This window comes from Thioclava pacifica DSM 10166, assembly GCF_000714535.1.
Taxonomy (GTDB): domain Bacteria; phylum Pseudomonadota; class Alphaproteobacteria; order Rhodobacterales; family Rhodobacteraceae; genus Thioclava; species Thioclava pacifica.
In genome coordinates this window covers 43937-57336 of record NZ_AUND01000039.1, presented here as the reverse complement: position 1 = coordinate 57336, position 13400 = coordinate 43937, and the positions used below count along the sequence as shown (strand labels likewise).

Below are 13400 nucleotides of genomic sequence, written 5' to 3'. Positions count from 1 at the left end.
TCAATCCTTGTTGCGGCGCAGCGCGCGGGCCAGTTCGGGGCCGACATAGGCCAAGGCTGCCAGCGCCAGCAGCCCGACCAGCGGACCATCATGGAAAAACCAGGTCGTGCCCGCGCTGTGACCGGGATGGGCGAGCGCCGCGGTCGGCGCGAGAAGGGCGAGAGCTGCGAGTTTCTTCATCGGACTGCCTTTCATTAGCAAAACTTATTTTCAGCGCGCTTGTATAAGCTGCGCTTATCTCAGCGGATCGGGTGATGGACGGTGACGAGCTTGGTCCCGTCCGGGAAGGTCGCTTCGACCTGGATCGAATGGATCATCTCGGGAATGCCCTCCATGCATTGCTCGGCCGTGATCACCCCCGCGCCCGCCTCCATCAGATCGGCGACTGAGCGCCCCTCGCGGGCGCCCTCGACCACGAAATCCGAGATGATGGCGATGGCTTCGGGATGGTTGAGCTTCACGCCGCGTTCCAGCCGATTGCGCGCGACCATCGCGGCGAGGCTGATCAACAGCTTGTCCTTTTCCCTCGGTGTCAGGTTCATCTTTGTCCCTCAGATCTGCCAGACGCGCGGGGCCGATTGCCCGCGCCGCAAGGTTTCCATCAGGCGCAGGATCTGGCGGCGCATCGGCCAGCCCTCCCGCGCCAGCAATCGGATCACGCATTTCCCGTCGAAGCCGGAGGCGGCGCCCTCGACGCCAGGCTCGTTCAGCACGGAGCGGACCGGCTCGACCGCATCCTCGGCGCCGGGCGCACAAAGGACGAGCGTCGCGAAGGCCCGCGCCTCGCCCAGAATCGCGCCGCGCGCGCCTTTCGCGAGAATGTCGGAGTTGAGCAGGAACGGCTCGAAGAAGATCGGCTGCCCGGCCCGTTCGATCCGGCGCATGTCGAAGAAGTCCAGCTCGCGCACCCGCTCGCCCATCGCGATCCGGCCCAGCACGACCGCTTCAAGCATCAGGCAGGAGGCGTCGGCGGCCAGCTCGATCGTGGTTTCGCGGGCGAGTTTCGAATGATCGAAAAGGATGGTTTCCTGCGGCAGCCAATCGAGGTGGCAGCCCGCGCCGACGCGATGGCGCACCGTGACTTCAGCCCGCGCATCCTCGGCGCGATAGGCGCGCTCGGCGGCCTGCGTCGTCGCGACAAGCCGTGCGCCATTGGCCAGATCGGTTTCGTAGGAGAGCCGGTCGCCAGAGGTCAAGCCACCGGATGTATTGAGAAAAACAACCTCCGCCGCACCGGGAACACGCGGCAGGATCGCCTTGGCGGACCCGCTTTGGCGCAGCCCGACCAACCGCGCGCCGTCAAAGCCCGCCCGCGCGGCTCCGCGCGAACGCTGCATCTTCGGCGCAGCCTTGGTCTGGATAGTGGCGTCGAGCATCGGTCCCTCCATCCCGATCCAAAACCTCTCCGTCAGGGCGGTCCATGCCTTCCGACCCCGACACGCCGTCGGATCCGGGCGCCACAGGCCACGCGCCCATTTGGCGCGCATAACGCTCAAATTTTCAACAGCAAATAAATCAGCCCAGCGGACCGGGACGACGCTCTTCGCTGAGCAGGACGTTCGCCTCGACCTGCCCCACGCCGGGCAAGGTCATGATCCGGCGGCGCAAAACCCGCTCGAAGTCAGCCAGATCGCGGGCGGTGACGCGCAGGCGATAGTCGAAGAGGCCGAGCACGTGCTGCACCACCTGCACCTCGGGAATCGCGGTCACGGCACGTTCGAAATCTTCGAGGCTGACCCGGCCTTTCGCGGCGAGTTTCACGCCGAGAAAGACGGTCACACCGAAGCCGAGCGCCTCGGTATCCACGACGACGCGGCGCCCGGCGATCACGCCCGCCTCTTCGAGCCGGCGAATCCGGCGCCATGTCGCAGGCTGCGACAGCTCGAGCTTGCGACCGAGCGCGCCCGCGCTTTGCGTCGAATCGCGGCTGAGCGCGCGCAGGATACGGCGGTCGAGGTCGTCGAGATCGAGGCTCATACCGGCAGTTCCGCGCTGGATTTGATGGTCGAGATCAGCATCAGCGCGTCGAGCTCCGAGATATGCGGCAGCGTCAGGATGCGGTTGCGATAGATCTCCTGGTAATGCGCCATATCGCGGGCGATGACCTGAAGACGCATGTCGGTAGAGCCCAAGAAGCTTTGAATTTCGATGACTTCCGGGACATCGCGAGCGGCGGCGATGAACTCGTCGAAGGCGCGCGGGTTGGTCTTGTCGAGAGTGAAGCGCAAGCTCACCTCGACCTCCCATCCCAGCGCATGCCAGTCGATCACCGCCTGCTCGCCCCGGATCACGCCGCCCTCGCGCAACCGCTCAATCCGCCGCCAGCAGGTGGCCGAGGTCACGCCCGCGCGCTCCGCCAGCTCGGCCGTGGGCAGACCCGGCTCGGCCATCATCTGGCGCAGGATCCGGCGGTCGGTATCATCGAGATGCATGAATTATCCGGTATTTTGATTTATTGAGAATGATTTTTATGATGAAGACAGAAACTTATCAACTTCTGAAACCAATCACGCGCAGATCCCCCTATTCTCGCCTCCAGACAAGAAGGAGGAACGCCATGCGCGTGTATTATGATCGCGATTGCGATGTGAACCTGATCAAGGACAAGAAAGTCGCCATTCTGGGCTACGGCTCGCAGGGCCACGCCCACGCGCTGAACCTGCGCGACTCGGGTGCGAAGAACGTTGTCGTCGCCCTGCGCGATGGCTCGCCCTCGAAAGCAAAAGCCGAAGGCGAAGGCCTGCAGGTGATGGGTATTGCCGAAGCGGCGGCCTGGTGTGACGTGATCATGTTCACCATGCCCGACGAACTTCAGGCCGAGACCTACAAGAAGTACGTCCACGACAACCTGAAAGACGGCTCGGCGATCGCGTTTGCCCACGGCCTGAACGTGCATTTCGGCCTGATCGAGCCGAAGCCCGGCATCGACGTGATCATGATGGCGCCGAAAGGCCCGGGCCACACCGTGCGTGGCGAATACACCAAGGGCGGCGGCGTGCCCTGCCTCTTCGCGGTCCACAATGACGCGACCGGCAAGGCCCAGGACATCGCGCTGAGCTATTGCTCGGCCATCGGTGGCGGCCGCTCGGGCATCATCGAAACCAACTTCCGCCAGGAATGCGAAACCGACCTCTTCGGCGAGCAGGCCGTGCTCTGCGGCGGCCTCGTCGAGCTGATCCGCATGGGCTTCGAAACCCTCGTGGAAGCCGGTTACGAGCCGGAAATGGCCTATTTCGAGTGCCTCCACGAAGTGAAGCTGATCGTCGACCTGATCTATGAGGGCGGCATCGCGAACATGAACTACTCGATCTCGAACACCGCCGAATATGGCGAGTATGTCTCGGGCCCGCGCATCCTCCCCTACGAGGAAACCAAGAAGCGCATGAAGGACGTCCTCACCGACATCCAGACCGGCAAGTTCGTGCGTGACTTCATGCAGGAAAACGCCGTCGGCCAGCCCTTCTTCAAGGCGACCCGTCGCATCAACGACGAGCACGAAATCGAGCAGGTCGGCGAGAAGCTGCGCGCCATGATGCCCTGGATCTCCAAGGGCAAGATGGTCGACAAGTCGCGCAACTGATCTGCGACCAGATGCATCACGGGGGGCGCCTTGCGGGGCGCCCCTTTTCTTGTCACTCTCCCGCGAAGGATCGGAGGCCCCATGCACGACATGCCGCAAAGCGAGTTCGACGCGATTCAGGCGGAGCGCGCGAAATTCTTCACCCCGCGCTGGTTCGGTGACCTCTTCGCGGGTCGGCTGGCCCCGGGCGATACGTTCTGGGTCGGCAATTACGGGCCCGCGATGGTGGTGGTGCCGGCGCTGGTGCTGATCGCGCTCTTTACCGCCATGGCCTCGCCCGGCCATCTCGGCCCGCTATTCGGCGGCACGGCAATTCTTGCCGGGATCTACCGGATCGCCGTGTTGGTTGGCCTGTTTCGCAGCGTGGCGCGCACCGCTGGCCCGAAAGGTTGGCGGATCGTCGGGTTGCTCTGGACGGTGTTCGAGGCCGTGATCCTGATCTGGCTGGGGCTGCGCCTCATCGGCGGCTAATCGCGCGACAAGCAAGGCAAGCGATGAAGGGGGCGGCGCGCCCCTTACGCGGTGGCAGCCTCGACCGCAGCGACGATCCCGTCGACAGCCTCGAGCAGAAGCGCCTCGTCCTCGCATTCCGCCATCACACGGATCAGCGGCTCGGTGCCCGATTTCCGGATCAGCAAACGCCCTTGCCCGGCAAGCTTTGCCTCGGTTGCAGCTATCAGATTTTCAACATTTTGGTCACTGAGAGGCTCTTGCCCAGACTGATACCTTACGTTTTTCAACATTTGCGGCACAGTTTCGAATTGGCGCACCAATTCGGAGGCACGGCTTCCGGTCTCCACCATCGCGGCGAGGAATTGCAGACCCGCCATCAGCCCATCACCGGTCGTGGCGTAATCGGTCATCACGATATGGCCCGATTGCTCGCCGCCGAGGTTGAAGCCCCCCGCGCGCATCCGCTCGACCACGTAGCGGTCGCCGACGGCGGTGCGCTCGAGCCGCAGCCCCTCGGCTTGCAGGAAACGTTCGAGGCCGAGATTGGACATCACGGTCGCAACCAACGCGCCACCTGCGAGCTGCCCTGACTCCGCCCAGCGTTTCGCGAAGAGCGCCATGATCTGATCGCCGTCGGCGACATGGCCGGTCTCGTCGATGATCATCACCCGGTCCGCATCGCCATCGAGCGAGATCCCGAGATCTGCGCCATGAGCGACCACGGCTTCGGCACAGGTCTGGGTATGGGTCGAGCCGCAATTGAGGTTGATGTTACGCCCGTCCGGCGAGACGCCGACCGGGATCACGTCGAAGCCCAGTTCCCACAGCACATCGGGGGCTGCGCGATAGGCCGCGCCATTCGCGCAATCGACCACGACTTTCAGATCGGGCTTGTGCAGCTTCGGGAAGGTGGTCTTGGCATATTCGACATAGCGGCCCAGACCATCGTCGATCCGCTTGGCCCGGCCGATATTCTCGGGCTTGGCAAGGCGGATCTCGGTGTCCAGCAGCGCCTCGATCTCGGCCTCGGCCTCATCCGACAGCTTGAACCCGTCGGGGCCGAAGAACTTGATGCCGTTATCCTTGGCCGGGTTGTGGCTGGCCGAGATCATGATGCCCAGATCCGCGCGCATCGAGCGGGTCAGGTAGCCCACCGCAGGCGTCGGCACCGGGCCGAGCAGCAGCACGTTCATGCCTGTCGAGGTCAGGCCAGCCGTCAGCGCGTTCTCGAACATGTAGCCCGAGAGGCGCGTATCCTTGCCGATCACCACGCGGTGGCCGCGCGAGTCGTCCTGGCGGAAATAGCGACCGGCGGCGGCGCCCAGACGCAGCGCCATCTCGGCGGTCATATTGCCGGAGTTGGCCTCGCCGCGCACGCCATCGGTGCCGAAAAGCTTTCTGCTCATTCCTCGAACCCTCTCGTGATCGCGTCCCAGAGCCGGATGCCTTGGGCGATCTCGGCGACGTCGTGGACACGGTGAATCTGAACGCCCTGATCGAGCCCCGCCAGCGTCACGGCAAGCGTGCCGGGCATGCGGGAATCGGTGTCTTCCGCGCCGCCCACCGTGCCGATGAAGCGCTTGCGCGAGACACCCAGCAGAAGCGGGCAGCCGAGCCCGTGAAAGAGGCTCAGGCCGCGGATCAGGGCAAGGTTGTGCTGAACGGTTTTGCCGAAACCGATGCCGGGATCGGCGATGATCGCCTCGCGCGCGATGCCGTAATCCTCGGCCAGCGCGATGCGGTCCTCGAGGTAGTCATAGACGTCGAGCAGGACATCCGTGTAGCGCGGGTCGTCCTGCATAGTCTCGGGCAGGCCTTGCGCGTGCATCAGACAGATCGGCGCGCCGGAGATTTGGGCGACCTCGACCATTGCCGGATCGAACTCCATCGCGGAGACATCGTTGAGCATTGCGGCCCCGGCTTCGAGCGCCTGATCGGCCACCAGCGACTTGCGGGTGTCGATCGAGATCGGCGCGTCGAAATCGGAATCGCGCAGCGCGGCGATCACGGGGGCGGTGCGGGCAATCTCTTCGTCCTCGTCGACCTCCGTCGCGCCGGGCCGCGTCGACTCGCCGCCGATATCGAGAATGTCGGCGCCCATCTGGCGCAGGGCGAAGGCGCGCTCGATCGCGGCCTCTTCGACGTCGAAGCGCCCACCATCGGAGAAGCTGTCAGGCGTGACGTTGAGAATGCCCATGATGCGCGGCGCGTCCATGGTGAGCCCGGCGAGCGGGGCACGCGGGCTGCACAGCCGTTCGACCATCTCTTCGGGCAGATGTGCTGCGGGCACGATCTCGGGTTCGGCATCGCGGCGGATGAGTTCGACCTCGTCGAACCAGCACCAGCCCCCCGCAAGCGTCAGCGCGGTTTCGGGGCGGGCGGCATCGGTCCGCAAAAGCGGGCGGTAATAGATCTTCTCCATGCGCCCCATTCACCCGATTGTGCCGGGCTTTTCAAGACGCTCAGAGCGGATGCGTCTCGATCGGCACGCGGCTTCCTGCCGGGGCTGAAACATCCCCGTGAAGTTCCAGCCGTGTCGCGGCCATCTGCTCGGCCAGCCACAGCGCCAGCGCCACCGCGTTGCGTGCAGGGCTTTTCGGCCCGTCGGTGGCGTCGAGCACGATCTTGGAGGGCGCCCAGACGACCATCTGACCGTTGCGCATCGCCCAATCGATCTCGGTCCGGGTGGCGACGACGACGCAGCGATTGTCGCGCGCGGCGAGCCGCCAGGCGTTCTGCTCGATCGCCAGCAGGTCGATACGGCGCTGAGTGGGGTTCTGGCCGCTCTCGGGGATCGCACCATCGGGCAGGCCCACGGCGAGGATCACCGGATGGCCTGCGCCTTGCAGCGCATCGAGCCGGGCCGAGAGATCAGGCGCGTCGATAGCCGCGTTCGAGAGGTAAGCCACGACCGGGTGGAGACTTTCTTCCTTGCCGCTCGCATCGACGTTTTTCACCGGCACGGAGGCGCGCGAGCGCACGATTTCCACGCCAAGCGCGCCGGGGCCGCGATCGAGCTTCTCGATACGGACGAAAACGCGCATCGCCTGGGGTGCGGCGAGGATGCGTTCGGCCACCTTGGCGGCGAGCGTTTCGAGGAGGTTCACGCGCTCCTCAGCCAGCTCGGCCGCGATCGCCTCGGTGATCCGGTCATAGCTGAGGATCCGGTCGACATCGTCCTCCAGCGGCTCGGTGACCGGACGGACCTCGACGACCACGTTGAATTGCAGGCGCTGGGTGTGGCCGCGCTCTTGCTGGAAGGCGCCAATATCGGCCTCGACGATATGGTCGCGCAAGCTGATCCGGTCGCGCGGATCGGCAGGCGCGGAGGCCTCGGCCCGCGCTTCGGGATGCGAGAAAGCCAGCGAAATGTCGGAACTCATGCGCGCCTCGGGATTTGTGCGATCATGTCGAGCATAGAAAAAGGGCGGACCGAAGCCCACCCTCAAGCGTCATTTCATCGCCCGGTCGCGACGACCGCCCGATCAGTTCTCGCCCGCTCAGTTCTCGGCGGTACGGATCGGATCGGCGTAGAAGATGTGATGGCCGATCGCGGCGGTCTTGTCGAAGCGACGCGACCAACTCGGATAGACCGCGCGGGTGTGGAAATAGGTCGCCCCTTCGGTGAGCGAACGCGGCGCACCGTCGATCATCGCGCGCGCGACTTTCGCCACTTCGGCGTAGGCGGCCGGGTTGCGGACCCGGTCAGGCTTGCCGTCGCAATACCAGCTGAACTGGCACCCACGACGGTTCGACTGATGCACCACCCCGCAGATCGAACCCGGGAAGCGGGGATCATCGACACGGTTGAGGATAACCTCGGCCACAGCCTGCTGACCTTTCACGCTCTCGCCGCGGGCCTCGAAGTAGAGAGCCTGCGACAGGCATTGGAACTGGTCGCCGCCGTTGGCAGCGGGCTGTTTGGACAGCCACTCGGCCGAGAGGACCGGCGGCAGGTTCTTTTGACTCGCAACGTTCTTGGACCGGGCGGGTGCCATGGTAAGCGCGGTCACCCGACGCTTGTCGATCGCGCTCATCGCGGAGCGCTCCTGCCACAGAACCGACATCAGACCCTGTTCGGCGACCTCTCCGGGGTCGTTCGACTGGCTTACCGTTACTTCGGCACGCAAGCCTCCGGCCAGGGCCAGGAGGACGATCGCGCCCCCCGTCCAGCTTTTCAGCACTGACATGGTTTTCTTCCGATAAGGACAATCGCCGCGCCCCCCCATTGAGCCGCGACCGCGCTCCCTTACCCGACGGGAGCCAATCTGTCCAGAAAATGCCACAAGATCGCGCAACCTCGATTAAAGTTGCGGCGGAATCCTGCTCAAATGCACGGAAGTTCGCGTGCTATATCCCTCTCGAATCGGATACCGCGCGCAGACGCGATTTGCCAACGGTATTTGGGAAAAATGCGCGATTTCTCGCCGGAGTGAACTTACCTTTACGGCACCGAGCGCCCGCGCGGAGCGAGAAGTGCGAAATGTGCCGCCGCAAGACGCGCCACGGGCACCCGGAAGGGCGAACAGGAGACATAATCGAAGCCCGCGGCCCGGCAAAAGGCGATTGATTCGGGGTTTCCGCCATGCTCGCCGCAGACCGAGATCGTGATATCGGGGCGTGCGCCCCGTCCACGCCCGGCGCCGATCAGCAAAAGTTCCCCCACCCCTTCGACATCGAGGATGTGGAACGGGTCTTCGCTATAGACCTGCTGATTCACGTAGGTGGACATGAAACGGCCCGCATCGTCGCGCGAGAGCCCGTAGGTCATCTGCGTGAGGTCGTTCGTACCGAAGGACAGGAAGGCCGCGTGCTCGGCGATCTCGCCCGCGCGCAGCGCCGCGCGGGGCGTCTCGACCATCACCCCGAGGCGATAGGTGAAATCCTGCTTGGTCTCGGTGCGTACGGCCGCAGCCACCGCGTCGATCCGGGTCTTCACGATCTCGACCTCGCGCGAGGCCGAGACGAGCGGGATCATGATCTCGGGCACCACTTCAGCGCCGCGGCGGATCGCCTCGACGGTCGCCTCGAAGATCGCGCGCGCCTGCATGTCATAGATTTCGGGCACGGTGACGCCCAGGCGCACGCCGCGCATCCCCAGCATGGGGTTGTATTCGGACAGCGCCTCGACCCGGCGCGTCACTTCGGAAAGCGGCCGGTCGAGCGCCTCGGCCAGCTCGCGCATCCCCTCGCGGTCATGCGGCAGGAATTCGTGCAGCGGCGGGTCGAAGAGACGGATGCAGACCGGTTCGCCCTTCATCAACTCAAACAGCATCAGGAAGTCGGTGCGCTGCATCGGCAGCAGCCGGTCGAGCGCGGTGCGCCGGTCCTCGGGGCTGTCCGCGAAGATCATCTCGCGCATCACCGTCAGGCGATCCTCGTCGAAGAACATGTGCTCGGTGCGCGCAAGCCCGATCCCGTCGGCTTCGAACATCAGGGCCGTGCGCGCGTCATCGGGCGTGTCGGCATTGGCGCGCACGCCGATATCGCGCACCAGATCGGCCCAGTGCAGCAGCGTGCGGAACCCGTCATCAAGCGCCGGTTCGAGCATCTCGGCCGCGCCGACCAGCACCTCGCCATTGGTGCCATCGAGGGTGATCGTGTCGCCCTCACGGAAGATCCGGCCCTTGGGGCCGCGGAAATGGCGCTCCCGACCGTTGATTTCGATCTCCGCGCCCACGATGCAGGGCAGGCCGAGCCCGCGTGCGATCACCGCGGCGTGGCTGGTCATGCCACCACGCTCGGTCAGAACGGCCACCGCGGCGTGCATGCCCCGAATGTCCTCGGGCGAGGTTTCGCGGCGCACGAGGATGCAGGGCTCGTCGCGCGCGGCCGAAGCCTGAGCTGCAGCCGCCGAGAAGACGATCTTGCCGGTGGCCGCCCCGGGAGAGGCGGCGATCCCGCGCGCCAGCACGTCGCGCGGCGCGCGCGGGTCGACCTGATAGTGCAGAAGTTCGGTGATGGCGCGCGGTTCGACCCGCAGGAGCGCATCCTCGCGCGAGATCACCTCATCCTGCGCCAGCGCCACCGCAATGCGCACGGCGGCGCGCGACGAGCGTGGCACACGCACGGCGTCGATCACATGCACCTCGCCGCTTTCGATGGTGAACTCGATCTGCATTTCCTCGCGCAGCTTCATCCGACAGCGCGCACCGAATTCCTTCAGCGTATCAAAGACTTGCCCATCCACCTCCTCAAGCGAGGCTCCACGCGGATCGCGCGTCAGGTAGAGCGTTTCGACCGCGTCCTTGCGGCCTTGGCTCTGGCCGCGGAAGCGTCCGGTGATCTGCGGCCCACCGGTTACGCCATCGACAAACTGGATCGTTCCCGAGCCCGACAGCCCCGGCCCGATCCCGAGGGCCATTTCCTGCACGAGAAGCCCGAGCACCGCATCGGGCGGCGCGCCCTTGGCCTGACGCAGCAGACGCGCGGTCGTGCCCTCCCAGGCGCGCGCCATCGAGCGCAGCACCTCGGCCAGTTGCCGCGCCCCCGATTGCGGGAACCTCTCGTCGGTCTCTTCCTCGTAGGCATCAAGTGCGGCTTCGAGCGATCCCGGTCCCGGCTCCTGCTGGAACATGTCCGGGTCGAGGCGCGCGACATGGATCGAATAGAGTTGCACGAAGCGCAGATAGAGCGCGTCAGCGGCTTCCGATCCATGCGTGTTCGAGAGCACCGCATGCATATCGTCATTCATGCCCACGTTGAGCACGGTGCCCGGCCCGCCCCATTCGGGTTTTTCGGGGCTGGGACGCACGGAGACGAGCATCTCGGGGCCGAAGATTTCGGCCAGCGCCTGGGCGTTGAAGACCTGCCCGGCGGCGATCGCGCGCACCGTATCGGCAGGCAAGGCGACGGTCTTGGGCACTGGCAGCTCCAGCCGGATCAGCCGCTGGAGGCATTTCGCGCGCCATCCATGACGCGCCTTATCCACCTCAGCGGTGGGCGTCAGGGTCACAAAATCAGCAATTTCAACGGGTTTCTGCATTGCAGCGCGCCTTCTCCACCGTGGCAGAATAGGCTGATTCCTCGCCCCCGCAAGTGTGTCATTTCGCCAATTAACCCCGCGTCACCGCCGCGCGACGTCCCGGCCCCGGGACAATCGGGGCCGGTGGATGCCTCCGGCGGGGATATTTCAAGCAGTTGGAAGGATCAGCCCTCGATCTTGGTGAGATCGGCCACATCGAGGCAGATTTGGCGGATGCGCGAGAGCAGGTTGAGGCGGTTGCGGCGGATCACCTCGGCCTCGGCATTGATCTGCACGGCCTCGAAGAAGGCGTCGATCGGGGCGCGCAGGCTCGCCATCGCGGACATGGCGGCGGCGAAGTCTTCCGCTGCCATTGCTGGGGCAATTTTCGCTTCGGCGGCGTCGAGGGCGGCGAAGAGGGCTTTTTCCTCCTCGGTCTCGGCGAATTTCACGTCCGCACCGAAACTGTATTCGACCCCGTCCTTTTCCTCGGCTTGGGTGAGGATGTTGTTCGCGCGCTTGAAGCCCTGGATCAAGTTCTCGCCATCGTCGGTTTTCAGCGTCTCGCTCAGCGCCTCGGCGCGTTTGACGACGAGGGTGAGATCGTCCGAGCCCGGCATGGCGAGCACGGCGTCGATCACGTCATGGCGGATGCCCGCGTCACGCAGGTGGACCTTGAGGCGGTCGTGGAAGAAGGAGAGGAGGTCGGCGACCGTAACATCAATTTGGGCCCAGTGAATATCAAAGTCTTCATAGTATGAGCCGTCTTCGTTTTCGCCCTCACCGGTCTTAGTCAAGAACTGGGTGAGCCTCAGGGGCTGCGGTTTCTCGACGATCCCGTTGCCGGACGGATATGAACGAGTGGCAAACAATTCGCGCTCGAACCAAGGGGCGATGAAGCGTTCGAGGCCCATTCGCACGTCGTTTTCACGAACCAACCGGATCACCCCCAGCGCCGCCCTCCGCAGCGCAAACGGGTCCTTGCTCCCCGTGGGCTTCTCGTCGATCGCCCAGAAGCCGGTCAGCGTGTCGATCTTGTCGGCGAGCGCGACGGCGACCGAGACGGGCTCGGAGGGCACATCATCGGAGGGCCCCAGCGGCGCGTAGTGGTCGCGGCAGGCATCGGCGACGGCGTCGGTCAACCCTGCCTTTTGCGCGTAGTAGCGGCCCATCACGCCTTGCAGTTCGGGGAATTCATAGACCATTTCCGAGCGCAGGTCGGATTTGGCGACGCGGGCGGCTTCGGCGGCGAGATCAGGCGAGGCACCGACCAGCGGCGCGATTTCGCGCGCCAGCGCCTCGATGCGGCGGATGCGGTCGCCTTGGCTCCCGAGCTTGTTGTGGAAGGTCACCGCGTCGAGCCCCGCGCCCATGCCTTCAAGCCCGTGGGCGGCCACGGTGCGCAGGTCGTTCTCCCAGAAGAACTTGGCGTCGGACAGACGCGCCGAGAGCACCTTCTGGTTGCCCGCGAGGATGGTCGCGCCGTGATCGGCGGTCTCGCGGTTGGCGACGGTCACGAAGCCCTCGATCCGGCCGGTCTTGGGGTTCTTCACCGAGAAGAATTTCTGATGCTCTTTCATCGAGGTCTGCAGCACCTCGGGCGGCAGCTCGAGGAATTGAGCGTCAATCTCGCCCATCAGCGTGACGGGCCATTCGACGAGCCCCGCGACCTCGGCCAGAAGGCCCTTGTCCGGCACCACTTCCCAGCCCTTGGCGAAGGCCATCTGCTCGGCATCGTGCCAGATCGCGGCTTCGCGCTCGGCCGGGTCGAGCATGACCTTGGCGGCTTTGAGCTGCTTGGTATAGCTCTCGAACCCGCCGACCTGGATCGTGTCGGGGGCCATGAAACGGTGGCCGCGCGTGGTGTCGCCCGCGGTGATGCCGTCGATGTCGAGCGGGACCACGGTGGCGCCTGCCTCGTCGGAGAGGATCGCGAGGATCGAATGCAGCGGGCGGACCCAGCGCAGCGAGCCCGCGCCCCAGCGCATCGACTTCGGCCAGGGGAAATTGCGGATCGTTTTCTCCAGCACCTCGGCCACGATCTCGGTGGCGGGGCGGCCGGGCTTTTCGATCACCGCGAAATAGACCTGGCCCTTCTTGTCGTCGCGCGCCTCCAGCTGGTCCATCGTCAGCCCGGTCGAGCGCAGGAAGCCCTCGATCGCCTTTTCGGGCGCGTCGGTGCGCGGGCCCTTGCGCTCTTCGCGCAGGGTGGGCGAGTTCGCGGTCAGCCCCTCGATGGTCAGCGTCAGGCGGCGCGGGGTCGAGAACGCCCCGGCGGAGGCATAGGTCAGCCCCGCCTCGACCACGCCATCGGTGATGAGTTTCTGCAGATCGGCGCGCGCCTTGGGCTGCATCCGCGCCGGGATCTCTTCGGAGAACAGTTCAATCAGAAGATCGGGCATC

Annotated in this window: 13 protein-coding genes; 2 read left to right on the top strand and 11 right to left on the bottom strand. The window is 65.1% G+C overall.

Annotated elements, in window-relative coordinates:
- The 5 genes from TP2_RS15210 to TP2_RS15190 form a co-directional block, all read right to left on the bottom strand.
- Positions 1 to 180 carry a hypothetical protein gene (locus TP2_RS15210; RefSeq protein ID WP_038079279.1) on the bottom strand — a complete coding sequence of 60 codons (180 nt, stop codon included), beginning with the start codon at positions 178 to 180 and terminating at the stop codon, positions 1 to 3.
- 59 nt (positions 181 to 239) lie between these two features.
- Positions 240 to 542, bottom strand: a complete 303-nt coding sequence (locus TP2_RS15205; protein ID WP_038079277.1) for an urease subunit gamma — start codon at positions 540 to 542, stop codon at positions 240 to 242.
- A 9-nt stretch (positions 543 to 551) separates the two neighbouring features.
- Entirely contained in the window at positions 552 to 1376 is an 825-nt protein-coding gene (locus TP2_RS15200) for an urease accessory protein UreD (protein ID WP_051692742.1), read from the bottom strand.
- Between the two features lie 139 nt (positions 1377 to 1515).
- Positions 1516 to 1977 (bottom strand): Lrp/AsnC family transcriptional regulator, encoded by a 462-nt coding sequence (locus tag TP2_RS15195; protein WP_038079276.1) that lies wholly within the window; start codon positions 1975 to 1977, stop codon positions 1516 to 1518.
- A complete protein-coding gene (locus TP2_RS15190) occupies positions 1974 to 2432 on the bottom strand; it encodes an Lrp/AsnC family transcriptional regulator (RefSeq protein WP_038079275.1) in 459 nt (152 codons plus the stop codon). Before TP2_RS15190 ends, TP2_RS15195 begins: the two co-directional genes overlap by 4 nt.
- A 29-nt stretch (positions 2433 to 2461) precedes the next feature.
- On the opposite strand from TP2_RS15190, the gene ilvC reads away from it, so the two are divergent.
- The gene (ilvC, locus tag TP2_RS15185; protein ID WP_338065284.1) at positions 2462 to 3580 is read left to right on the top strand and encodes a ketol-acid reductoisomerase; all 1119 of its coding nucleotides are present in this window, start codon (positions 2462 to 2464) and stop codon (positions 3578 to 3580) included.
- An 81-nt stretch (positions 3581 to 3661) separates the two neighbouring features.
- On the top strand, positions 3662 to 4051 hold the full coding sequence (locus tag TP2_RS15180) for a hypothetical protein (RefSeq protein ID WP_038079273.1): 390 nt from the start codon (positions 3662 to 3664) through the stop codon (positions 4049 to 4051).
- A gap of 44 nt (positions 4052 to 4095) precedes the next feature.
- Here the strand turns inward: TP2_RS15180 and glmM are convergent, their stop codons facing one another.
- The 6 genes from glmM to glyS form a co-directional block, all read right to left on the bottom strand.
- Entirely contained in the window at positions 4096 to 5439 is a 1344-nt protein-coding gene (gene glmM / locus TP2_RS15175; protein ID WP_038079271.1) for a phosphoglucosamine mutase, read from the bottom strand.
- Positions 5436 to 6455, bottom strand: coding sequence for a dihydropteroate synthase (gene folP, locus TP2_RS15170; protein WP_038079270.1), 1020 nt, complete (start codon positions 6453 to 6455; stop codon positions 5436 to 5438). Before folP ends, glmM begins: the two co-directional genes overlap by 4 nt.
- A gap of 40 nt (positions 6456 to 6495) precedes the next feature.
- The gene (locus TP2_RS15165) at positions 6496 to 7416 is read right to left on the bottom strand and encodes a dihydroneopterin aldolase (protein ID WP_038079498.1); all 921 of its coding nucleotides are present in this window, start codon (positions 7414 to 7416) and stop codon (positions 6496 to 6498) included.
- Between the two features lie 117 nt (positions 7417 to 7533).
- Positions 7534 to 8223: a cell wall hydrolase gene (locus TP2_RS15160; RefSeq protein ID WP_038079269.1), complete on the bottom strand. Its 690-nt coding sequence runs from the start codon at positions 8221 to 8223 to the stop codon at positions 7534 to 7536.
- Positions 8224 to 8477: 254 nt separating this feature from the next.
- Positions 8478 to 11018 carry a putative PEP-binding protein gene (locus TP2_RS15155; RefSeq protein WP_038079268.1) on the bottom strand — a complete coding sequence of 847 codons (2541 nt, stop codon included), beginning with the start codon at positions 11016 to 11018 and terminating at the stop codon, positions 8478 to 8480.
- 164 nt (positions 11019 to 11182) lie between these two features.
- A complete protein-coding gene (gene glyS / locus TP2_RS15150; RefSeq protein WP_038079266.1) occupies positions 11183 to 13399 on the bottom strand; it encodes a glycine--tRNA ligase subunit beta in 2217 nt (738 codons plus the stop codon).
- Between the last annotated feature and the right edge of the window lies 1 nt (position 13400).

Excerpts from the sequence above, each read along its gene's own strand:
- TP2_RS15210 (WP_038079279.1), bottom strand. The coding sequence starts at position 180 with ATGAAGAAACTCGCAGCTCTCGCCCTTCTCGCGCCGACCGCGGCGCTC.
- TP2_RS15205 (WP_038079277.1), bottom strand. The coding sequence starts at position 542 with ATGAACCTGACACCGAGGGAAAAGGACAAGCTGTTGATCAGCCTCGCC.
- TP2_RS15200 (WP_051692742.1), bottom strand. The coding sequence starts at position 1,376 with ATGCTCGACGCCACTATCCAGACCAAGGCTGCGCCGAAGATGCAGCGT.
- TP2_RS15195 (WP_038079276.1), bottom strand. The coding sequence starts at position 1,977 with ATGAGCCTCGATCTCGACGACCTCGACCGCCGTATCCTGCGCGCGCTC.
- TP2_RS15190 (WP_038079275.1), bottom strand. The coding sequence starts at position 2,432 with ATGCATCTCGATGATACCGACCGCCGGATCCTGCGCCAGATGATGGCC.
- ilvC (WP_338065284.1), top strand. The coding sequence starts at position 2,462 with ATGATTTTTATGATGAAGACAGAAACTTATCAACTTCTGAAACCAATC.
- TP2_RS15180 (WP_038079273.1), top strand. The coding sequence starts at position 3,662 with ATGCACGACATGCCGCAAAGCGAGTTCGACGCGATTCAGGCGGAGCGC.
- glmM (WP_038079271.1), bottom strand. The coding sequence starts at position 5,439 with ATGAGCAGAAAGCTTTTCGGCACCGATGGCGTGCGCGGCGAGGCCAAC.
- folP (WP_038079270.1), bottom strand. The coding sequence starts at position 6,455 with ATGGAGAAGATCTATTACCGCCCGCTTTTGCGGACCGATGCCGCCCGC.
- TP2_RS15165 (WP_038079498.1), bottom strand. The coding sequence starts at position 7,416 with ATGAGTTCCGACATTTCGCTGGCTTTCTCGCATCCCGAAGCGCGGGCC.
- TP2_RS15160 (WP_038079269.1), bottom strand. The coding sequence starts at position 8,223 with ATGTCAGTGCTGAAAAGCTGGACGGGGGGCGCGATCGTCCTCCTGGCC.
- TP2_RS15155 (WP_038079268.1), bottom strand. The coding sequence starts at position 11,018 with ATGCAGAAACCCGTTGAAATTGCTGATTTTGTGACCCTGACGCCCACC.
- glyS (WP_038079266.1), bottom strand. The coding sequence starts at position 13,399 with ATGCCCGATCTTCTGATTGAACTGTTCTCCGAAGAGATCCCGGCGCGG.